This window comes from Paraglaciecola arctica BSs20135 (assembly GCF_000314995.1).
In the GTDB taxonomy this organism is placed as follows: Bacteria; Pseudomonadota; Gammaproteobacteria; order Enterobacterales; family Alteromonadaceae; genus Paraglaciecola; species Paraglaciecola arctica.
In genome coordinates this window covers 15,801-39,083 of sequence record NZ_BAEO01000013.1, presented here as the reverse complement: position 1 = coordinate 39,083, position 23,283 = coordinate 15,801, and the positions used below count along the sequence as shown (strand labels likewise).

Annotated in this window: 20 protein-coding genes; 10 read left to right on the top strand and 10 right to left on the bottom strand. The window is 40.3% G+C overall.

Annotation, left to right across the window (positions count from 1 at the left end):
• The first annotated feature begins 16 nt into the window (after positions 1-16).
• Positions 17-1,024 carry an asparaginase gene (gene ansA / locus GARC_RS05040; RefSeq protein ID WP_007617426.1) on the top strand — a complete coding sequence of 336 codons (1,008 nt, stop codon included), beginning with the start codon at positions 17-19 and terminating at the stop codon, positions 1,022-1,024.
• Positions 1,025-1,244: 220 nt separating this feature from the next.
• Here the strand turns inward: ansA and GARC_RS05035 are convergent, their stop codons facing one another.
• The 4 genes from GARC_RS05035 to prmB all read right to left on the bottom strand — a co-directional run bounded on the left by GARC_RS05035 (position 1,245) and on the right by prmB (position 5,170).
• Entirely contained in the window at positions 1,245-1,451 is a 207-nt protein-coding gene (locus GARC_RS05035; RefSeq protein ID WP_007617424.1) for a cold-shock protein, read from the bottom strand.
• Between the two features lie 387 nt (positions 1,452-1,838).
• Positions 1,839-2,969: an MFS transporter gene (locus GARC_RS05030; protein ID WP_193363070.1), complete on the bottom strand. Its 1,131-nt coding sequence runs from the start codon at positions 2,967-2,969 to the stop codon at positions 1,839-1,841.
• Between the two features lie 91 nt (positions 2,970-3,060).
• Complete coding sequence (gene aroC / locus GARC_RS05025) at positions 3,061-4,167, bottom strand: chorismate synthase (RefSeq protein ID WP_007617415.1); 1,107 nt, start codon at positions 4,165-4,167, stop codon at positions 3,061-3,063.
• Positions 4,168-4,216: 49 nt separating this feature from the next.
• Complete coding sequence (prmB, locus tag GARC_RS05020) at positions 4,217-5,170, bottom strand: 50S ribosomal protein L3 N(5)-glutamine methyltransferase (protein ID WP_007617414.1); 954 nt, start codon at positions 5,168-5,170, stop codon at positions 4,217-4,219.
• A gap of 100 nt (positions 5,171-5,270) precedes the next feature.
• Here prmB and smrB point away from each other — a divergent pair, with 100 nt between their 5' ends.
• From smrB to GARC_RS25865, 3 genes are all read left to right on the top strand, one after another.
• Positions 5,271-5,846: an endonuclease SmrB gene (gene smrB / locus GARC_RS05015; protein WP_007617413.1), complete on the top strand. Its 576-nt coding sequence runs from the start codon at positions 5,271-5,273 to the stop codon at positions 5,844-5,846.
• Positions 5,847-5,950: 104 nt separating this feature from the next.
• Positions 5,951-6,499 (top strand): TrmH family RNA methyltransferase, encoded by a 549-nt coding sequence (locus tag GARC_RS05010; RefSeq protein WP_007617412.1) that lies wholly within the window; start codon positions 5,951-5,953, stop codon positions 6,497-6,499.
• A gap of 241 nt (positions 6,500-6,740) precedes the next feature.
• On the top strand, positions 6,741-7,823 hold the full coding sequence (locus tag GARC_RS25865; RefSeq protein ID WP_007617411.1) for a GGDEF domain-containing protein: 1,083 nt from the start codon (positions 6,741-6,743) through the stop codon (positions 7,821-7,823).
• A gap of 103 nt (positions 7,824-7,926) precedes the next feature.
• Here GARC_RS25865 and GARC_RS05000 read toward each other — a convergent pair whose 3' ends face one another.
• Positions 7,927-8,694: an alpha/beta fold hydrolase gene (locus GARC_RS05000; protein WP_007617410.1), complete on the bottom strand. Its 768-nt coding sequence runs from the start codon at positions 8,692-8,694 to the stop codon at positions 7,927-7,929.
• A 174-nt stretch (positions 8,695-8,868) separates the two neighbouring features.
• Here GARC_RS05000 and GARC_RS26235 point away from each other — a divergent pair, with 174 nt between their 5' ends.
• The gene (locus tag GARC_RS26235; protein WP_007617409.1) at positions 8,869-9,030 is read left to right on the top strand and encodes a DUF2986 domain-containing protein; all 162 of its coding nucleotides are present in this window, start codon (positions 8,869-8,871) and stop codon (positions 9,028-9,030) included.
• 352 nt (positions 9,031-9,382) lie between these two features.
• The gene (locus GARC_RS04995; protein ID WP_007617407.1) at positions 9,383-10,159 is read left to right on the top strand and encodes a Rossmann-fold NAD(P)-binding domain-containing protein; all 777 of its coding nucleotides are present in this window, start codon (positions 9,383-9,385) and stop codon (positions 10,157-10,159) included.
• 39 nt (positions 10,160-10,198) lie between these two features.
• Here the strand turns inward: GARC_RS04995 and GARC_RS04990 are convergent, their stop codons facing one another.
• A complete protein-coding gene (locus GARC_RS04990; RefSeq protein WP_007617406.1) occupies positions 10,199-10,843 on the bottom strand; it encodes a transglycosylase SLT domain-containing protein in 645 nt (214 codons plus the stop codon).
• A 95-nt stretch (positions 10,844-10,938) separates the two neighbouring features.
• Positions 10,939-12,531, bottom strand: coding sequence for a glutamate--cysteine ligase (gshA, locus tag GARC_RS04985; protein ID WP_007617405.1), 1,593 nt, complete (start codon positions 12,529-12,531; stop codon positions 10,939-10,941).
• Positions 12,532-12,723: 192 nt separating this feature from the next.
• On the opposite strand from gshA, the gene GARC_RS04980 reads away from it, so the two are divergent.
• From GARC_RS04980 to GARC_RS04965, 4 genes are all read left to right on the top strand, one after another.
• Positions 12,724-13,272 carry an Hpt domain-containing protein gene (locus GARC_RS04980; RefSeq protein WP_007617404.1) on the top strand — a complete coding sequence of 183 codons (549 nt, stop codon included), beginning with the start codon at positions 12,724-12,726 and terminating at the stop codon, positions 13,270-13,272.
• 9 nt (positions 13,273-13,281) lie between these two features.
• On the top strand, positions 13,282-13,992 hold the full coding sequence (locus GARC_RS04975; protein ID WP_153810868.1) for a TIGR01621 family pseudouridine synthase: 711 nt from the start codon (positions 13,282-13,284) through the stop codon (positions 13,990-13,992).
• Positions 13,982-14,893, top strand: a complete 912-nt coding sequence (locus tag GARC_RS04970) for a ketopantoate reductase family protein (RefSeq protein WP_007617402.1) — start codon at positions 13,982-13,984, stop codon at positions 14,891-14,893. The genes GARC_RS04975 and GARC_RS04970 overlap by 11 nt, the downstream gene beginning before the upstream one ends.
• Positions 14,894-15,332: 439 nt before the next feature.
• The gene (locus GARC_RS04965; RefSeq protein ID WP_007617401.1) at positions 15,333-19,502 is read left to right on the top strand and encodes a S8 family serine peptidase; all 4,170 of its coding nucleotides are present in this window, start codon (positions 15,333-15,335) and stop codon (positions 19,500-19,502) included.
• A 136-nt stretch (positions 19,503-19,638) separates the two neighbouring features.
• Here the strand turns inward: GARC_RS04965 and sucD are convergent, their stop codons facing one another.
• The 3 genes from sucD to odhB all read right to left on the bottom strand — a co-directional run bounded on the left by sucD (position 19,639) and on the right by odhB (position 23,277).
• Positions 19,639-20,511: a succinate--CoA ligase subunit alpha gene (sucD, locus tag GARC_RS04960; RefSeq protein ID WP_007617400.1), complete on the bottom strand. Its 873-nt coding sequence runs from the start codon at positions 20,509-20,511 to the stop codon at positions 19,639-19,641.
• Complete coding sequence (gene sucC, locus GARC_RS04955; RefSeq protein WP_007617399.1) at positions 20,511-21,677, bottom strand: ADP-forming succinate--CoA ligase subunit beta; 1,167 nt, start codon at positions 21,675-21,677, stop codon at positions 20,511-20,513. The genes sucD and sucC overlap by 1 nt, the downstream gene beginning before the upstream one ends.
• A gap of 121 nt (positions 21,678-21,798) precedes the next feature.
• Entirely contained in the window at positions 21,799-23,277 is a 1,479-nt protein-coding gene (gene odhB / locus GARC_RS04950; protein ID WP_007617398.1) for a 2-oxoglutarate dehydrogenase complex dihydrolipoyllysine-residue succinyltransferase, read from the bottom strand.
• Positions 23,278-23,283: the final 6 nt, after the last annotated feature.

Below are 23,283 nucleotides of genomic sequence, written 5' to 3'. Positions count from 1 at the left end.
GGTGTATATCCTTCATATGAAAAAACACATCTATGTCGCATACACAGGCGGGACTATTGGCATGCGTCCTTCTTCCCACGGTTTTATTCCTGCTGCGGGGTTTTTAACTGAAACCTTAGCAAAAATGCCGGAGTTTCATCGTAGCGAAATGCCCAACTTTACAATCCATGAATACGACAACCTGATTGACTCTTCTGATATGAACCCTACTGATTGGCAAAAAATCGCCAATGATATCCATCAGAACTACCAAAAATACGATGGCTTTATTATTTTACATGGCACAGATACTATGGCGTACACCGCCTCAGCTTTGTCATTTATGCTCGAAGACTTGGGTAAACCTGTGATAGTTACCGGCTCACAAATTCCCCTTGCCCAATTGCGCTCTGACGGTCAAGTAAATCTACTAAATGCGTTATACATCGCAGCCAACTACCCTATTGCTGAGGTCACCTTATTTTTTAACAATCAGCTTTTTAGAGGCAACCGCAGCCGCAAACTTGATGCCGATGGGTTTAATGCTTTTGATTCACCCAATTTCCCACCTTTGCTCAAAGCGGGCATTAATATTGAGGTTAACAAAAATATACTGGGCATAGACAGCAGTAAAAACCTCCATGTTAGTCAAATTGAATCACAGCCTATTGGTGTGGTGACCCTGTATCCTGGCATAAGTACTGATGTGATTAAAAATACCTTACAACAACCGGTTAAAGCTTTAATATTGCTTAGTTTTGGGGTGGGTAATGCGCCACAAAACCCAAGCTTACTGAAACAATTATCCATAGCAGATCAACAAGGCATCATTGTCTTAAATTGTACCCAATGTGTGCGCGGTAAAGTCAATATGAATGGTTATGCCAATGGCCATGTATTACGAGAAGTAGGAGTAGTATCAGGTCAAGACATGACCCCAGAAGCTGCTCTCGCCAAGCTACATTATCTACTCAGTAAAAACCTACCAGCAAGCCATATCAAACGCCAACTAATTGCCAACTTACGGGGCGAGTTGACGGAATAGTTAAAGCAATAACAAAAGATTAAAAAATTTAACCACAGAGGGCACAGAGCGCTTCGCTCCACAGAGTAAAAGAAAAGCATATTATTATGTATTTCCTCTGTGCTCTCCTTTTCCTCTGTGGTTAAAATTCTTTTTTATGCTCAAAGCGGCTTTTCTCCAGGCATAAAAAAAGCAAACCCTAAGGTTTGCTTTTTCTTATAGAATTTTAATTATTTGATAATTAAAGTACTACGATGTTCTCAGCTTGAGGACCTTTTTGGCCTTGAGTTACAGTGAACTCAACTTTTTGACCTTCGGCCAAAGTTTTAAAGCCAGTACCTGTGATAGCACGGAAGTGAGCAAAAACATCAGGGCCGTTTTCTTGTTGAATGAAACCGAAACCTTTTGATTCGTTAAACCATTTTACTGTACCAGTAGTTGCAGACATAGTCTTTCCTATATTTTTCAAGAGTAATTGTGTCTCCGAGGAGACGTAAGTTGTGCTGAAGTGTGTTGCAATTACTTATGAGCTACGAGACCGGGTACTACAATGGAACGTCGAAACAATGTACATAAATATCAAACTTACTTTCAAGCTTGTTTAGTATATCTCTAAGACTCCACAGGTCAACAACTATTATTAATAAAACTGGTCGAACAAGGCTTTTTGTTTCAACGAGTTAGTCACAATTTTGTTATACCTATGTAATCTCAAACAAGAAAATCAAATTGAAACAACTGTCTATTTATCAAGCAACTTTCTGAATTATTTCGAACCGCAACTGATGAATATTTAATCATATAATTCAATAAGATGGTTGCAAACTTCTAATATTTACATTCGCTTTGACGACACGAATAATAGACTCAAAGCAGATAAAACTGCAGCCACAGCAGCTAAGGTAAAAGTTAATTCAGCACCTTGACCTTGTTGCCAAAAATAACCGGCTCCATAACCACCTAACGCACCACCTACCCCAAAGCCAACACTGATATAAATGGCCTGCCCCTGACTTTGAAACTTTTTGCCAAAATAGTGATGAATAAAATGCATAGACGCGGCGTGTGTCATTCCGAAACTAAATGCATGTAACATTTGACTGAGCACTAATAGTGCAGGACTGTTTGCGGCCACAGCCAACAAATACCAACGTAGCGCAGTGAGTAAAATACTGATCACCAAAATCCACTTTACACCAAACAGTGTAATCAATTTACCTGCTTGCAAAAAAATAATGACTTCTGCCAATACCCCTAATGCAATAAGCCATCCGGTTGCTTGGCCGCTATAGCCCAAATCAAGAACGTATAAAGCAAAAAATCCATAATAGGCACCAAAGCTAAGTTGCAGCAAGGCAACAGACATTAAAAAAGCATAAAACACAGGAGTATTAATTTTATGCCAAATAGACAAGTGTTGATGGTCGGTATTTTTTTCTCGAGGCGGTTCTTTGAGTAATAAGGTTATGGCAAACAGGCTAAACAACACTATCGCCCCGACGTAAATGGGCGCTTCGCTAGAAAACATATCGATCATTTTACCGGTAAAGATAGTCAGTAAAATATATCCAATGCTGCCCCACAACCTTATTCGGCCATATCGGCTCGTATGACCCAATACACAATTTAAGGTTAATCCCTCAATTTGCGGCAAAATAGCGGTCCAAAACATCATCATTAGGGCAAGGCTAAGAGTCAGCGCCCAAAAGCCCTCAACAAAAAATACCAAACAAAAAGTAGCAAAGGTCAACAATGCACCTAATTGTAATACCTTGAGCGCCCTACCCGTTTTGTCAGCAAGCACCGCCCATAAATTTGGCCCAGCAATACGAGCAACGGTGATCAATGCAAAAAGTTCACCTATTTCACTGGATGAAAAGCCTCTGCCATCTAAAAAAACCCCTAGATATGGCATCAGCACACCAAACTGTCCGTAATAAAACAGATAAGTTATCGCGAGTAAAATTAGATTCGAATTTGAAAATGCGGATTTTGGCAATGGTAATACTTAAATGGAGTAACAGTAGAACAGGCCAGTTAGGCCTGTCGAAACGCTGCTAGCGAGGCCCGGCTTGGGCAGGAATAACGGGTGTTGTACAATGCACATCAGCATTTTGGGCGCGATCTCTAAGTAAGTGATCCATCACTACCAAAGCCATCATAGCTTCAGCAATAGGCACAGCCCTGATACCCACACAAGGATCATGCCTACCCTTGGTGATCACTTCAGCCGATTTTCCATGTATGTCAATGGTTTCACCAGGAACACTAATACTTGAAGTGGGTTTAAGTGCCATATGCACCACTAAATCCTGACCTGTTGAGATCCCTCCCAAAACCCCACCAGAACGGTTTGAGGCAAATCCTTCAGGGGTTAATGCGTCGCGGTGTTCGCTACCTTTTTGTTCAACTGTAGCAAAACCATCACCCACTTCTACCCCCTTAACAGCGTTAATCCCCATCATGGCATGAGCTAGGTCCGCATCTAATCGATCAAAAATTGGTTCGCCCAAACCAACAGGCATATTAGTTGCGACCACTGATACTTTTGCACCAATGGAATCACCTTGTTTTTTAAGATCACGCATATAGGCATCTAAAGCGTCTATCTTGCTTGCATCTGGGCAGAAAAACGCATTAGTGTTAGTGACACTATGATCAACTGTTTCAACTTTGATCGGCCCTAACTGCGATAAATAACCATGAATTTCAATACCATGTTGTTGTTTCAGGTACTTTTTAGCCACACCACCAGCAGCCACACGTATAGCGGTTTCGCGAGCCGAAGAACGACCGCCACCACGATAATCACGTAGTCCGTATTTTTGTTGATAGGTGTAATCAGCATGACCGGGTCTAAAGGTGTCTTTAATTTTTGAATAATCGTTACTACGCTGATCGGTATTGTTAATCAACAGACCAATGCTGGTACCTGTGGTTTTGCCTTCAAACACACCAGACAAAATTTTCACTTCATCTTCTTCACGCCTAGCGGTGGTGTAACGGGACGTGCCAGGCTTGCGCCTGTCTAGATCACCTTGTAAATCAGCTTCACACAACTCTAAACCAGGAGGACAACCATCAATAATACCACCAATAGCAATGCCATGACTTTCGCCAAAAGTGGTGACGGTGAATAATTTACCGAAGGTGTTACCTGCCATAATTTTAAAATCCTGTTGTATTGATACTTATCATTTAGATGTGTTTAGTTTAATGGTCAACCGAGCGCCAGTACTCAACTAAATCGTTCTTGCTTATAGCAAACACACCATGACCACCATTTTCGAATTCTACCCATTGAATGGGTAATTCTGGATAACGGCTAAACATATGTACTTCGCTATTTCCTACTTCAACAAACAGCCAACCATTTTCCGTCAAATGAATCGGAGCCTGACGTAAAATATCATCAACTAAATCCAGACCGTCTGCGCCTGCAGCCAAAGCCAACTCTGGCTCGTGATGAAACTCCTCAGGCAAGTCATCCATATCTTCAGCATCCACGTAGGGTGGATTGCTCACAATCAAATCATACTGCTGGCCTTGCAAGGCCTCCATCAAATCAGACTTGATGGGATAAACTCTATGATTCAATTCATGTTCAGTAATATTGAGTTCTGCTACATCAAGGGCATCTTGGCTAATATCCACAGCATCTACCTGGGCCTCTTCAAAGGCATAAGCCAAAGCGATAGCAATACAACCACCACCAGTGCATAAATCCAAGATATGTTGAGGCTCACTATCACCAATCCACTCTTCAAAATGGTTTTGGATCAACTCTGCAATAGGTGAACGAGGAATAAGCACACGCTCATCCACAAAAAAGGGTAAATCACAAAACCATGCCTGATTAGTCAAATACGGCACTGGAATACGTTCATCAGCTCGACGTTTAACTATGGCGATAATCTTCAACTTTTCAGCTTTGGTAAGGCGACTATGAAACAATTGGTCGCCCGTTTGTAACGTCAAGTCTTGATGTAAATGCAATAGCTGTAAAACTAAACTAACTGCCTCATCCCAAGGGTTATCGGTGCCATGGCCATAGAACAGTTCAGCCTGATTAAAACAACTCACTGACCATCTCACCATATCTAAGATGGTATGTAAGTCTTCTGCAATCTGTTCGGCGTCTATTTCGGAAAAAGTATCTGTGGTCATGTTATCGCTTAATAAATCTAGGTCCGCAGACCTTGAATACATATGCTCTTGTAGCAAATTTTGTTATGCTTATTCTATAGCAAATATGTACTTGTAATGAATGAAAAACACGCCACATCACCGTAAAACTCAAACAGATAATGATGAACCCGATCTATTTAAAAATGAGTTCAAAGATGTCGCGCCAATTAAGCAGGACAAAATACCGCCTCAGCGCTTTTCCAGCAAGCAGAATTCGGGACTTAGGGCAAAAAATAACAAAGAATTAGCAGAAATCAAACAAGCTGCAGCAACATTTGAGTTTTCAGATGGTTTTGAAGGCCATTTTGATATTGACCAACCACTCAAATATGTCAAACCAGAGACCGATAGCCACGAAGTTAAACGACTTCGTCGTGGCGATTACCCACCAGATTTCATCCTCGATTTACACGGTGTAAAGAAAGAAGAAGCCAAACACGAAATTGCAGCACTAATTCATGCCGCCCAAAAACAACATGTTTATTGTGTGTCTATTATGCATGGCAAAGGTACCTACGCTCTGAAAAAATCAATCCCCAATTGGTTAGTTCAACACCCCGCAGTGTTGGGCTTTCACCAAGCGCCAAAAGAATGGGGTGGTCAGGCTGCTTTACTTGTTTTGATTGATTTACCGTTGCACCATGCAAAATACTAAACATCTGTTTTTATGCAATCAATAGTCACCTTAACTATTTAACCTGAACATTTAACAACACAAACATGCCAACCTAGCCATAAAGAGAAAAAAGAGTAAAAATCTTGCATTCAAAAATACAATTAACCAAACAAGATCTTAGAAAAAACAAACCAGCTCGAAATGAATATTTAACTCAGCCAAAAATGCCTTTGATAGTGGTACTAGACAATGTCACTAACAGCCATAATATCGGTGCTTTTATTCGTTTAGCTGATGCTTTTGCTATCGAAAAAGTCATTGTCTGTGGAGAGCTAACAATTTCTGACAAAAAGCTAAATAAAGCCTCTAGAAACGAGGCAAAATGGGTATGCGTTGAATACAGTGATAGCACCACATCGACTTTACAAACCCTATTAGATGATGGGTATACAGTTTACAGTGTTGAGTTATGCCATGAGTCTGTGGATTATAGTGATGTAACTTACCCATCGCGCTGCGTATTAGTTTTAGGCAATGAGCGCAAAGGTGTGAGTGAAGCTGCATTAAAATTAAGCCAGCAACAAATACATATTCCTATGTTTGGTATGGGCAACTCGCTAAATGTTTCAACCGCTGGCGCTATAGTGTTAGCCAACTGCGCTAATCAAATTAGAAAATTGGCTAATACTTAAACAACCATAAAAAGATCGACAAAATCAGTTGTTTAACAATTCTTGCTTATTGAATAATGGTTCAATATCATAGTTTTAAACACTTTAAATATTGATTGTGTTTCGTTTAGAAAGTTGTGTTTTTGTGTAAAAAAAGCTTGTTTTACAACCAACAAGGTTCTTAAGTACAAGAAATAGATGAAGGACAAAACTATTTTGAGTTTTGTACCTTAACAAGATTTAGGAACAAAGATGGTGACGAGTGTTAACTGATTTAGATGCATTAATACCCTTAGGGCGGCGTGGTTTGATCCAAACCACAAATATTATTTCAACCCTTTTGATCGCCACTTTGGCGGCCATCAAAATAATGATTTTAGGGTTTGAATCTCTACCTATCCCCGCGTTTTTTGTAGTTACAGTAGGACTTGTCAACTGGATCTATATTAGACGTCATGGCTCTATTGATGTCGCAGCCTGGATATTAATGATGTCAGCGCTCTTTGGTTTGGCCTTTTCCAGCTTTTACACAGGTGGATTTAATGCCCCTGTGGTGTTGCTTGCCCCGATTATTCCTATTATGACAGTAATACTTATCAATAAGCGGGCGGCATGGATATCCCTTGGACTTGTGTGTTTAATTCTAGCCGGCGTATTTGTTCTTGGTCTGTACGGTTATGTGCCTAAAAATCAAACAAATCCGGATTTAATGCTATTTGGCCGTTATATTGTTTTGACTTCTCTTTGCCTAATATCAACTTGGGTAATATCGAGTTTTGCATCAATATCCCGCACATTGATGGCCCAACTAGAGACACAATCAAATATAGACTTCCTAACGGGTATATTAAACCGACGAGCAATAGAAGCTAGGCTGTTACTAGAAGTAGGGAGAGCGAGACGTTCGGATACATGGCTATCGTTTATCATGGCAGATGTTGACTTTTTTAAATTATATAATGATACCAATGGTCATCTGGCGGGAGATAACTGCCTTAAAGATATAGCCAAGTTAATAGACGGATGTTGTGAACGGGCTACGGATGTTGTCGGGCGTTTTGGAGGGGAAGAGTTTGTTTTAATCTTACCCGACACTAATAACGAAGGTGCGCGAAGAATTGCTGAAAACTTACGAAAAACCCTCTTAGCTCAGAATATTCCTTATGGGCCACAAAACACCAATCCGGTCACTTTAACTTTAGGTATAGTGAGTGCTAAAGGTAGTACAATAGATAGCGTTGAAAAACTAATCAAAGATGCTGACGCTGCACTTTATAGAGGCAAGGATCAAGGCCGAAATTGTGTCGTAGGCCCAGAAGATGTTGAGTACCAAGTGGCAATCTAAATACCCCAAGATACGATAAATTGGCAGAAATTAATCAGCGGTTATCTCAGATTTTTTCCTCATCAAATCTATAACAATACATTTGAGCCCCCCCTAAAAAAAATCAAAGTATTAATTGGCCGTGAAAATCATTCACAATATTAGCAAAGTGATCGGGGCGAAAAAAAGGCGAACCATGCCCTGTCATCTCCATTAGTTCGAATTTTCCACCAGGAATGACCTTAGCAATACGTTGCGCTTCATTTAAATTCATATCCTGTCTACCACAAGCTACCAATACTGGTACTTTAAGATGCCCCATCATGTTAGATGTATCGGGTTCATGTTGATGGGCAGTGTGTGCTTTAAGCGCCGCATCTCTGTTTTCATAAAACCGCCATGATTTCTTAAACTCTATCTCTGGCTCTGAGGCCTCTTTTAATAACTCTCGCGCTTTAGCTGCTAGGATTTTTTGTTGTGACTGTTCGACCGGAGGTGTCAACGCCACGTCAAACAAAGCTAAACCAGTCAACTTATTTTCATGACGTAATGCAAACTGAGCTGCTGTTCTGGCGCCATAAGCCACACCCAGAACAAACGCTTTAGGAATATTCAAAACGTCCATTATGGCTGCTAAATCATCTGCATACTGAGAGAAAGTAAATTCATCATCTGTTCCCCAAGCACTTTTCCCCGTTCCTCGAATATCAAAACGTAAAATACGATATGACTTCAACAACTTCGCCAATACGGGCTCCCAAGCGGTTAAGTTAACACTGGCCATATTTATTAAGGCCAACACTGGCTTAGAAACTTCACCATCAAGGGCATAATGAAAATCCACGCCGTTAGCGGTAAGGGTTTTATTACTTTGTTGGTAAGACAAACACATAATACTTCCTGATGTAGTGAATTTAGCTAAGGGCTATAATTGTAAAATCGATACATAAAATAAGAGTAAACACTGCAGCCACTGTAAGCAATACACAACAGCCTTGAATGATACAACTAGGTTTCAAATTCGAAACTGCTATAATACTAGTATTGATAGATTGAGAATATACAAATGAACAGACGTAAAAAAGGTAATCAAATTTTAAAAGCACGAGCCAAAAAGGCCAATGCTAAATTGTCCTCCAATAATAAGCCTAAATACATTAGTAAAGCAGACCGAGAAACAATAACCACTGAGCTTACACAAGACACAAGTGTCATTGTAGATGAGTGAACTCGGCTCTAATTGCTTTTGATAAAAAACTCATCCTGAAATTCTACAAGAGAGTCATGGATAAGCCAGCCAATGCCAGACCCCAAATAGATCCCATGTGAATTAGAAACTCACACATAGCTAGTTAATTTTTTATACTCACAGTTAGCCTAAAAAATAAAATGTCGCAACTTTGAAACACTTTAGTAAAGTTTTCACTCTGTAGAATAAAAAATACACTTATAAAATTCATAACACATTGATTTATAAAGCTATAATAATATTGGAACAATATCTGCTACCCCTCACTTAAATTAATAAAAATAAGCACCTAGATACCTAGCGTTGTTTTTATCTAAAGTGAGTAAATTCCATGTTTGAGCAAACTTCTACCTATTCAACAGATAACCAATCCCAAAGACTAGAGCATAACCAAGCGACCGAAACCAACCTCTACGGTTTGAATAAAATAATAGCGGTTGGATACGATCAAAACAAAAGTCAGCGTTTACCCATTAGCCGCTATAGTTTAAAAATCAGTATGATAGGACTAGGTACAACAGGCGTGGCGTCGGGAATAGGATTAGCCGCCTTGGGTCACAAAGTGGTGGCAGTTGATCACGATCAACGTAAGGTCAATGCATTAAACCAAGGACGTGTCTCCTCAGTTGACTTAAAGCTAAAAGCGCTTGTAAAACAAGTGCGTAGACTAAACAATTTAGTTGCATCATGTGATTTACACCACGCTATATTAAGTACTGATTTAACTATGATCTGCATAGGCAACAGTAGTATTCAAAAAACGACAGCTGACGCAACTATTATGACCTCTGTCATAGAACAAATATCTGCTACTTTACAATCCAAGCGAGACTTCCATCTAATCGTTATTTGCCAACCAACAGCTAGTGCAGATATTCAAAATTTTATCGGCTCAGACATTGAACAAAGAACAGGTAAAACACTAGGCAAAGACTTTGGCTTGTGTTTTGTTCCTCTAGTACTCAAAGAACATCAAGAATTAGGTGACTTTTATACCTTGCCTAACATGAGTATTACCGCAAGCGATACAAGGAGTGAGATCTTAGTAGGGAAACTTTTTAATGGATTTAAGAATAAAATAAAATTTAACAGATATATAAAAATGTAGTACAGACCGATTAATGGCCTGTACTATTTTCTCGAGGCGTTAAGTGAACAATCTCCAAAACCAACCTTTAGAAAGCTCTTCTTCACAGGTTTTTAACTGAGTTGCATACCTTAAAGCACGAGCATTTACGGTTTTAGCCACATCTTTTAGCCATGATTTTTTATTATGGCTGCCACGGCTATAACCGCCCCACCCCTCATGATAATTAAGATACTGCAATTCAGCATCCCATTTTGACACAGCGTTCAATTCGTTAGTTTTATTAATAAACCAGCCCATAAAATCCATAGCGTCACTAAAATCTGAACGATCAGCCCAGGAGTTGTCTGTTTCCCGTTTGTAATCATCCCAAGTAGGCGTTTTGGCCTGAGAATAACCATAGGCACTACTGACTCGCCCCCAAGGGATCAGTCCAAAAAAGAAATAGTCTTTTGGAGGCCGGGCTTTCGCTTTAAACGAACTTTCCTGATACATGATCGACATAGGTACATGAATAGGTACACCCCACTTCTCTTTCATGTCGTTTGCCGTTTCAAACCAATCTCGTTTTTCAGTAAAAATATCGCAAATATTACTAATGTTTTGTGGTGGTGTGGTAGTACAAGCCGCTAAAAATAAGGTGCTAGCCATGGTGATTAAAATAACATTAATAATTTTATGCGTTTTTGTGAACTTTTGATCCATAACCTACTCTTAATTAGCGTGTTCTAGTTATTATGTGTTTTCCCTAGTAGTAGCTTTCAAGCCTGATATATGTCAGGCTTTTTTTTTGCCTTAAATTAATCGGTTTCCGAAACCGAAAAGTAACTACTTAGAAAATCATCGAAAGAAATATTATCCTGCTGCTCAATAACACGCTGCTTTTCAATGGATAGCCTCGCGTGTTCTGCCAAGTCCTCAGCATTCATAAATTCATAATCAGAATCTATCAATTGTTGTTTGTAATCTTCTGCCAACATTAACCCTAATGTGCCGTTGTCACATTGTTGGCTGATTAATCGTTGCAAAACCTTAGCTGAGGGAGTCAAACTAGGATCCAATATTTTTTGTTTTTCCAGTTCTAACGCAGTTGAATAATGTGTTGTGTCATTTGCCTGATCGAGTACCAAAGCCACTTGTTGCATATCAGAAAAGAGTTGCAATGCCCAAGCAGTTAAACTTATGGATTGTTGCTCATTTAAGAGCATTATCTCTGGGTCTCTGCCATGATCCACAACTGCACGCAAATTGACTTCGGTTTCGTTATATTGCTGTGCATCCATCATTGCACTTGGGTGAGTGACACAGTACAACAAAAACACATCAAGAAAATAAAACTGATTTTCCTCAATGCCAATTGCACTAAATGGATTAACATCAAGCGCCCGCACTTCTATGTAGCTCACGCCTCTTTGATCTAATGCCTCTGAGGGTTTTTCTAACGGCAAAGTTGGCTGTTTGGGTCTAATTGGCGAATACAGCTCATTCTCAATTTGCAAAACGTTGGCATTTAACTGTTGATACTCGCCCTGTTTTTTTCCGGCATATTTTTGGAAAACCGTAGATGGTTGGCTAATAGCAGCTCTTAACGATGCAATGTAGGTGTCAACCTTGTTATAACAAATATTTAAACCAGACTGGGCACTATTGGTATAGCCCAAATCACTCATTCTAAGAGACGTTGCATAAGGTAGGTAATAAGTGCCCTTGCCCAACTTTTTAAAAGGCAAATTAGTTTCTTTACCTTTGATAAACGAACTACAAATTGCTGGAGATGAACCATATAGATAGGGAATTAGCCAACAAAAACGGCGGTAGTTTCTGATCAGAGCAAAATATCCAGCAGAGATCGTATCTTTGTCAGCATTCTCTGCAGATGTTTTTTCTAACCACTGTTGCCAGAACTCATCAGGAAGAGAAAAATTAAAATGCACCCCCGAGATGGCTTGCATCATACTTCCGTAGCGGTTTTTTAAGCCAACTCGATACAAGGTTTTCATTTTACCAACATTAGACGAACCAAAGTTGGCGATTGGAATGGCATCTTGATTTTCAATAAAACAAGGCATACTCATAGGCCAAAGACGTTCATCACCTATATTTGAAACCGTAAATTTATGCACATCATTCAATTGTGCAATCGTTTTTTTCACGGACACTTCAGGTGGTGTGATAAATTCTAGTAAAGACTCAGAAAAATCAGTAGTGATAAACTCATGAGTCAAAGCTGCCCCTAATGCCTCTTGATGAGGGCTCTGTGCCAAACCACCGTCGGGATTAATACGCAAAGTCTCACGCTCGACTCCATGACGTATTCCAGTTAAGGTTTGTGAAACTGCTTGGTCTCGTAATACATTTAAACGCTCTGCAAAAGATTTCTGTTTTACTTGCAAAATTCCATCCAACTAAAAATAAAAACTACTTATGGGTTGTAGTCTACCTGCAGTTTATAAATAAAGTAACTAGGGTCTGTTTATATCAGAAAATTACTTGGTGTATCAAATACACTAATTTGTTTGCTAGAATATGAAAAACGAAGACTCAGCAACCTTTTCAATACGCTATCACATCAAAGGAACGCTATTTTGCCTAGCTCTGATTTAAACATTTTTGATGCCCAATTTGCTTTAAACCAATTTAGTGGTAATCAATCGTTATTGGTGAAAATTTTAGAAAAATTTTCCCAACAATATCAACATTTTGATACTTCTCTAACAGAGCACTTACAGCAAGAAAATATCAATTCTGCCAAACAAGAAATCCATACTATAAAAGGCGTCAGCGGAAATTTAGGTATGCAGGCCTTACACCATGCCTGTAAAGAATTTGAAGAAAATTTAGCTCAGCAAACAACTGAGAATGCCTTAAAAGAATTTTTGAATGTTTTTAGGCAAACCTTAACCTCAGTACAAAACTTTTCTACAGAAAATGGGGTTAAAACAAGCCCTGAAGTTGCTCCTCAACAAGACGATAAAGCAGCCCTAATCGCAGCGTTGAAGCGCAGTGAGTTTATTTCTGAGAGTAAGATGCAAAGTTATGGGCAATCTTTAAATTTGTCTCCTGAAAAACTAAATGAACTGAAACTGGCAATTGATAATTTAGATTATGTCTGTGCCATTCAGTTACTGGAGTAACAACTCGTTTTGTTAGATTCGATATACGTTTTGTTTGATCACCCAGATTTTGTGGTAGTTAACAAACCCAGCAATATTGCGGTGCAAAATGAGTCTCACCAATCCGGTATTTTGCCAATACTTTGTCAACAACTTAAGATTGAAAAATTATGGTTGGTGCATAGATTAGACAAGATAACTTCTGGTATTTTAATTCTGGCTAAAAATGCACAAGCTGCCGCTGTGTTTGGCCAGCTATTTGAGCAAAAAGAAATAGAAAAGTACTATCTGGCCATTTCAGCGAAAAAACCCAAGAAAAAACAAGGTGCCATCAAAGGCGGCATGAAAAAAGTTCGAGACGGTAAGTGGATGTTAGATAGTAGTAATATTGCTGTTGCCATCAGTCAATTTTTTAGCTTCTCTATTTCCCCTGGCCTTCGATTATTTTTGGTTAAACCTCTTACGGGTAAAACACATCAAATTCGCGTAGCATTAAAAAGTATCGGCAGCCCCATTTTAGGTGACGACTTATACAAAGGCGAAAACGCTGACCGCACTTATCTTCATGCTTATTGCATTCGTTTTAGCTATCAACAACAACCTTTTTGTATCATCTGCCCGCCCAATAAAGGTGAGATGTTTTTATCTGATAATACCAAGCAGCAAGTTGCCAATCTAACAACACCTTGGACACTAGCATGGCCAAGCATCAAATCGACTCAAGTAAAAGATGCAGGATAAGACACCAATTGTTTTCCCTAAATTAGCGATTGTTGGTAAAGGTGCCATAGGTGGATTAATCGGTTTTAAGTGCCATCAGCTTGGTTATGATTATCAGCACTTAATAAAAATACAACAGCAGCAAGCAGTTACTGTTACTGATATATCTGGGGTGTCACATAATTTGACTCCCCACACATCAGTCATCGCTGAGCCAGACCAATTTGATTTGTTGATATTGCCTGTTAAAGCTTACCAAGTGTTGCCAGTGCTGGTGCAATTACAACCTTTCATTCAACCACAGCATATAATAATGCTGCTACACAATGGCATGGGTACAATCGAACAAGTTAGAAAGCAGCTACCCAATAATCCATTGATCGCTGCGACCACCAGTTACGGGGCATTTAAACCCGATGTAAACAGGCTGATAGAAACAGGTTTGGGACAGACGCATCTGGGCTGGTTAGCCAATGTTGATACAGCGTTAAAACAATCAATTGAACCAATACTTTCAAAACTATTACCACCTAGTAAATGGCATCAAGATATCAATTTGGCATTGTGGAAAAAGTTAGCGATCAATGCAGTGATTAATCCACTTACCGCCATTCACAACCTAAAAAATGGCGAGCTTGCAGATATCAAATACAGTACCAGTATCTCTAATATTTGTGATGAAATTGCAAAAGTAATGAGCGCTCTAGGTTACTTAGTTGACAGTGCTGAACTAGTTGAAAACGTGCAACAAGTGATAACAGCCACAGCTAATAACTACTCATCAATGCATCAAGATATAAAATTCAAACGCCAAACTGAAATCGCCTTTATAAATGGTTATGTCACCTCTAAGGCAACTGAGTTAAATATTGAGGTTCCACATAACCTTCGATTAGTTGAACAAGTAAGACGGCTAGAATAAGCACATAGGCTTAACTTTATTTCTGCTCAACTACAACTTTTATTGACTCCTAGAGAAGATAAACAAATAGCTCATAGTTGCACACCCTCTTATTCAGGCTCCAGCTAGGCCTATATAAATTGGCCATTCATCCAGATCAAAAAAGGACGCCTAAGTGTAATGCCGCTCACCTTAACTGAACGGCATTATCTATTGGTGGTTGTTTTGTTTTTTAAGTTTAAAAATCATAAAACGTCCTTGCTATTTCTGTTAACAGTTGCGGTGTAACTGCCCAGAGGATATTGATTTCTTTATAGATAGTTTCCTAGTATTAACAATTACCATCGAGTTCTTCGATTACAAAAAATTACAAGATGTATAAATTTGGCTCTATTTTAGAGAGTGTTTTTTATACAGGATAATGTCTGCTCTAAACCTAATAACAATATGATGAGAATGGATGATGGATCAGTCAAAAAATGTCTTACTAAGCTTTCTTTTATGCTTAATTAGTTTTATTTATTATGTCCCTGATGTCGCCGCGCAAAATAATTCACAGAAATCAGATGATTATCAAGATGATTTGCGTCCAGCCACAATTACTAAGATATCCCAATCACATCAAGCAACTTTGCTAAGTGAAACAGACAAACAAGCGGCTCTAAAAAATAAGTTATCACTTTACAAGGCATCATCTTCCCATCCAGTAGTCAAAGATCTTGAAAATCGTTATATCGTTAAACTCCATTCTGCTCCTTTAAGCAAACAGATAAATAACCTCTACACCTTAGGCAGTGCAACACGCGGTAAAACTTATAGCTCTGCAAGCCTCAATAGTGCAGCCGCTAAGTCGTATCAATCCAAACTACAACATGATCAAAATCAATTTAAGGCAAAGCTCAGCGGCCAACTAAGTACAGTCAAAACACTTAGACATTTTGATACTTTGTTGAATGGCATGGAAATTAGCGCAAACGCGAAACAAGTCGCGATTATTCGGTCCATGCCCGAAGTTGCACAAGTGTATCCTGTGAAAATGCGTTACGTGAATTTAGATGCCAGCCATAACACTATTCAATTACAAGCTGCCTGGGAAGCCGTTGGAGGACAATCTGAAGCAGGAAAAGGTATTAAAATTGCCATAGTAGATACCGGTATTCGCAACAATAATCCTATGTTTAGTGACAACGGAATGCAGCCACCTGATTTATCAGATAATAATTTTCTGGCTGACAATCCTGATTATTGTCGCGATCCTCAAGGAGATACCAGTTTCTGCAATAACAAATTGATTGTCGCCCGCTGGATGGATCCTGCAGACTATGATTTTAACGTATACCAAAATGAACATCTTAGCCCACTTGATTTTGATGGTCACGGCAGCCACGTAGCGGGCATTGCCACAGGTACACAAGTCAATATCAATTATGCGGATAGCGATGTCACTATAGGCGGCGTCGCCCCCGCCAGTTATTTAATGGTCTATAAAGCCTTATTTGCTGCCCCCGATGGCCAAGCACAGGCCCCTGATACCATGTTATTAGACGCTCTTGAATATGCCGTCAAAGATGGCGCTGATGTCATTAATAACTCATGGGGAGCAGGCAATGGCGCCAATCCAAACGACTCCATTTATAAAGAGGTATTCGAAAATGCCGAAGAACTGGGGATCATAGTAGTAAGTGCTTCAGGTAACGACTTACATGCAGGGCGGGGACAAACCATTAGCTGTCCCTCCTGCATTGAATCAGGAATTTCTGTCGCCAATACAACAACAGGTCGTTACTTTGGCAACACCATTGAAGTAGCAGGACAAAACTACTTTGCATACCAAGGTGATAATCGCCAGTTTAATCAACAAACGACCTTTCCGTTACGTGCTTTAAATGCAGCTTCCCCTACTGCTGATGACGGATGTCAGCCCTTAGAAGATGGCTTTGGGAATTTTGCAGGCAGCCTGGTACTGATCGACTATCGCCATACTTGCTCTCATGAAGAAATTGCAGAAAATATGCGTCAGGGTGGGGCCGCAGGCGTATTGCTTTATTCTTCTGGCGCTTTTGGTTTAGCCACTATTGAGCCTGTGATCCCATTTATAGGTGATTATGTGATCCCTGTTCTAGGTTTATCACGTGATACAGGTTTGGCTATTTTCAAACAAGCTTACAGCGCTAACAACAGCATAACGATAAACCCTGAAATTGTGGCGGCAATTGAACCCCAATATGTGGATATGATGCATCCATTTAGCTCAACAGGGCCCAATGGTGATCCCCATATACTAAAACCTGATATGGCAGCTCCAGGTACAGATATACTTTCAGCCTATTCACCGGATATATTCGAATCATCGCCCTTCCCTATTGGCTTTTCTGGAACCGTAAATGCGAGCAAAGCTAGCACTGACACGGCAACATTCGCCAAACTTACTGGCACCAGTATGGCTTCCCCACACGTGGCTGGTGCAGCTGCGCTAATGCGTCAATCCCACCCTGATTGGAGTGCTAAACAAATAAAATCGGCCTTAGTCAGTTCTAGTAATTCAAACGTGCTTTTAGGTATGGATCATGCCCGTCCTTTTGATATGGGCGCTGGAAGGTTAGATGCGACAAAAGCTTTAAACACCACACTCACCACCGAAAAAGTGTCCTATGCCGACCCTGCTTGTATTGGTCAATGTAGTTTCGACAACATCATTAGCAATCTAGATGATCAAGCTGCACAAGTGAGTTTTTCTGTTAGTTTCGATGATGGCATCACTCAAGGCGAAGTGAATATTTCTGAACAAACACTAACAGCACAGGGCACAGAGGGATCATCTTTACCTTTTACGCTTACAGTAGACATTGCTCGAGCACCAGCAGGAGAATGGATATACGGCGACCTGTATATTTATCACAATAGCTCAACCCAGCAACTACCAATAGCACTATATGCCAATGATACTAGTGACGCTGGCGTACTTACAGTGGATACAACTGATAGCAATACCGACACCACTCAACCTATTACTTTTACTACTACGGTGCGAAATAAAAATGTCGGTGAAACCTTTTCGCTAACACTACCAATGCCAAACAACGCCGAATTTATACCCGGCAGCGAAATCGCAGTGGTAGAAGCAGGCGAAAGTACTCATCTGGAATTCGACGCAGCCCAGAAAAACTTAATTTGGCAAGGAAAGTTACAACAGGGCAAAATGACGTTTGAAAGAAACAACATCCCCTTCAATCGCAGTTTGGCCCAAGCTGAAATAACACCTATTGCCTGCTCTCAGGGGTGTACTAATATTTCAGCTGTGGTTGATTTTAATTTTTACTTTAATGGTGAAAATTATGATGCACTGACCTTATCAGACAATGGCTTTGTAATAGCGGGGGCTACTGAGATTGATAGGTTTTCTGCGCTGTTTAACCAAGAATTACCCCACCCATCCCCACTAAACAGAGTTATTGCACCCTTGTGGGCCGAATATGACTTACAAGATCCATTAGATGATGAAGATGTAGGAGGTGGTTATCTGCGCTCCGCAATTCATGAAAATGCTGGCCGTACATTTTTGATTGTAGAATGGGATCGAGTTGAGGTTTATGCTAATGACGACTTGGAAGAGCAACCTAGCTCACAGCAAAAGCCAGGCCCTTACACCTTTCAACTGATTATCGAAGAAAATACCGATAATATCTGGTTCAATTATGTTGATGTAGAGGGGCTCCCAGACGAAGCCACTATTGGTGCCGAAAACAAAGATGGCAGCATAGGAAAAAGCCTTTATTTTGATGGGCAACGAGACACTTTTCTCACAGAAGATAGCTTAACCGGCACTAGTTTACAGCTACTTACAGAAACCGAAGGTGTGGCACGGATTAGTTATTCAATTGAATTAGCCTCAGAACAGGGGTTTGCCCAAACTGACGAATTTGAGCTACAAGAGGATAACGCACTAAACTTTGATGTTTTATATAATGACCTAACAGATACCTTTGTCACTGCTTTTTCTACGCTGCAAGTTAACAACATGGAACACAAGGCAATACGTAATGTAAAAGTGACCGCCAATGGAGGCCTGACCCCTGACAGTTTGGAAATAATACAAGCACCTAGCAACGGAACAGCCAAAATTGAAGATGCTCAGATTAAATATCAGCCAAATAGTCACTTTAATGGCTTAGACACATTCAGTTATCGCGTGGCAGATAGTGCTGGTAAATATTCCAAAGCCACTACTGTAGGGGTAACTGTGATAGCAGTGAATGACCAACCTAGCCTACAAACAGATGAAAACATCAAAGTTGAGGAAGGACAAAGCGTCACCCTAAAAGTCACAGCAACCGATGTAGATGACGATCCGCTGACCTACTCTTGGACCCAAACTGCAGGGGAAGTTGTATCTTTTACTCAATCAGATAACAGCATCACTTTCACTGCTCCTGATGTGTCAAAAAACAAGCTGTTTAGCTTTTCTGTGGTAGTAAGTGACGGCCAAACTAGCAGCGAAGCGGTTACCAGCCAAGTCATGATCACTAATAAAAACAAAAGTGGTGGTGCATTAACATACACATTATTGATAATGCTAGGATTGCTGGCAATCAATAGCTACCGTATTAGATTTAGATTTAAATACATCTAGCTTTCAGGTAAATCTCTGATAAGAAGGCTACTTATCGTTAATCTGTTAAATATCAGTAAGATCAAAAAAGCCGTCATTTAACAATGACGGCTTTAAATTTTTAGCAGTGGTAACTACACCACTTGTTAACCCGAACTTACCAACCAGTAATTTCGCGCAAACCTTTACCAATATCAGCCAAAGAACGTACAGTTTTAACACCTGCCGCTTCTAACGCTTTAAACTTCTCATCAGCTGTACCTTTACCACCGGCGATAATCGCGCCAGCGTGACCCATACGTTTGCCTTCAGGTGCAGTTACACCAGCAATGTATGAAACAACAGGTTTAGTGACGTTAGCTTTAATAAATTCAGCTGCTTCTTCTTCAGCAGAACCACCAATTTCACCAATCATAACGATAGCTTCAGTTTCAGGATCTTCTTGGAATAATTTCAAGATATCAATGAAGTTTGAACCTGGGATAGGGTCGCCGCCAATACCTACACAAGTAGATTGACCAAAACCTTCATCTGTAGTTTGTTTAACCGCTTCGTAAGTCAAAGTACCTGAACGAGAAACAATACCAACTTTACCTGGCTTATGGATATGGCCAGGCATGATACCGATTTTACATTCACCAGGAGTGATAACACCTGGGCAGTTAGGACCGATCATACGAACGCCTTTCACGGTCAAGTATTCTTTTACAAACAACATATCGATTGTTGGAATACCCTCAGTGATACAAATGATCAATTCAATACCGGCATCAGCCGCTTCAACAATTGAATCTTTACAGAATGGAGCTGGTACATAGATCACAGATGCTGTTGCGCCAGTTTGCTCAACCGCTTCACGTACTGTGTTAAACACAGGCAGATCTAAGTGAGTTGTACCGCCTTTACCAGGTGTTACACCACCGACCATTTGAGTACCATATGCAATAGCTTGCTCAGAGTGGAAAGTACCTTGTCCACCAGTAAAACCCTGACAGATAACTTTAGTATGCTTATTTATTAATATAGACATTATTTGCCCTCCGCAGCTTTAACAACTAACTTAGCAGCATCAGTTAAACTACTTGCAGCAATGATATCAAGACCAGACTTAGCCAATACTTCGCGGCCTAATTCTGCATTAGTACCTTCAAGACGTACAACAACAGGAACATTAACACCGACTTCCTTAACCGCGCCAATAATACCTTCAGCAATCATGTCACAACGTACAATGCCACCGAAAATGTTCACTAATACAGCGCTAACGTTACTGTCAGAAAGAATGATTTTGAATGCTTCTGCAACACGTTCTTTAGTTGCACCGCCCCCAACATCAAGGAAGTTAGCTGGTTTGCCGCCGTGTAGGTTAACTATATCCATAGTTCCCATAGCAAGACCTGCACCGTTAACCATGCAACCAACGTTTCCGTCTAGTGCAACGTAGTTAAGTTCCCATTTAGCTGCTTCTGCTTCACGTGCATCATCTTGTGATGGATCGTGCATAGCTGCAACTTTAGGTTGACGATATATAGCATTACCATCGATTGCCAATTTAGCATCTAGACAGTGAATATCACCGTCAGCTTTAATTACTAGAGGGTTGATTTCGATAAGGGCGATATCTAGATCAACAAACATTTTTGCTAAACCAAGGAATATCTTAGTGAATTGTTTAACTTGTACGCCTTTAAGGCCCAATTTAAACGCCATTTCACGGGCTTGGTAAGGTTGTGCACCAACAATAGGATCGATTTCAGCTTTTAAAATCTTTTCAGGTGTTTCGTGAGCAACGGTTTCAATTTCAACACCGCCTTCAGTAGACGCCATAAAAACAATACGACGAGAAGTACGGTCAACTACAGCGCCTAAATACAACTCATCAGCGATGTCAGTACATGTTTCAACTAAAATTTTAGTTACTGGCTGGCCATGTTCGTCAGTCTGGAAAGTCACTAAATTTTGACCTAACCACTTTTCAGCGAAGGCTTTGATTTCATCTTTAGTTTTAACCAATTTTACGCCGCCAGCCTTACCACGGCCACCTGCGTGAACTTGGCATTTGACTACCCACTCACTGCCGCCGATTTTATCAGCTGCCGCTACAGCTTCTTCTGGAGAGGAAGCGGCTATCCCGTCAGAGACAGGCAAGCCGTACTCTTTGAATAACTGCTTGCCTTGATATTCATGCAAATTCATGGTTTTTCTACCCGTTTAATTTAAGAAAAAAGCCGCTAATAAGCCGCTTTATTTTGAAAGCCGTCAACTTAAAAGTAACGACTAAGACGCAGGCGAGGATTTCCTCACCCGCCTCGATTAGTTACACATCTAATAATAGACGTGTTGGATCTTCTAACATTTCTTTGATAGTTACTAAAAAGCCAACAGACTCTTTACCATCGATAATGCGGTGATCATAAGACAATGCTAAATACATCATTGGCAAAATTTCTACTTTTCCGTTCACTGCCATAGGTCGATCTTGGATTTTATGCATACCCAAAATAGCACTTTGTGGAAGGTTTAAAATAGGTGTCGACAACAACGAACCAAACACTCCGCCATTAGTAATAGTGAAATTACCGCCCTGCATCTCAGCCATGGTCAATTTACCATCACGGCCTTTAAGTGCTAGTGCTCTGATACCGCCTTCAATTCCTGCCATACCTAATGAATCAGTGTCTTTAAGCACTGGCGTCACCAATCCGCGAGGAGTGGATACAGCAATAGATATATCGAAATAGTTGTGATAACAAATATCATCACCATCGATAGAGGCATTCACTTCTGGAAAGCGTTTAAGTGCTTCAGTCACAGCTTTCACATAGAAAGACATAAAACCAAGACGAATACCGTGACGTTTTTCAAAACTTTCTTGATACTGTTTACGCAAGTCCATGATTGGTTTCATGTTTACTTCGTTAAAAGTAGTCAACATAGCCGTGCTATTTTTCGCTTCTAGCAAACGAGTAGCAATGGTTTTACGCAAACGTGTCATAGGCACACGTTTTTCAGTACGGTTACCTAAAGCAACAACAGGTGCCGTTTCTGAAGATGCTGCTGGTTTAGCTGCTGGCGCTTGCAAAGACTTTTCAACGTCTTCTTTAGTAACTCGACCACCTTTGCCTGTACCTTTGATATTAGAAGCATCTAAGCCTTTTTCAGCTAACAATCTACGTACTGAAGGGCTAAGAGCATCATTTTCTTCAGACGATGCTTCGGCCGCTGGAGCTGCAGGAGCTGCACTGGCACCACTACCTGCAACAAAATTAGCAATGACTTGCTCACCCGTTACAGTTTCGCCTTCCGGAGCTAAAATTTCACTTAGCGAACCGTCTGCTGGTGCCACAACTTCCAACACAACTTTATCGGTCTCGATATCAACTAAATTCTGATCACGAGAAATGGCTTCACCTGGCTTTACATGCCAAGTTGCAATTGTTGCATCTGCCACTGATTCTGGCAGAACAGGTACCTTAATTTCCACTGACTCACCTTTATTACCGGATGGTTGATTTGATTTTTCACTGGTTTGAGCTGGAGCTGCAGTTGCTGCGCCCTCACCTTCCTCAAAATTAGCAATAGTTTGTTCGCCTAACACAGTTTCGCCTTCAGCTTGAAAGATCTCGCTTACGACTCCGTCTGCAGGAGCAACAACTTCTAACACTACTTTATCTGTTTCAATATCTACAAGATTTTGATCGCGACTAACTTTGTCGCCTACCTTTACGTGCCAGGTAGCGATGGATGCATCTGCCACTGATTCAGGCAATACCGGTACTTTTATTTCTATTGTCATACTGGT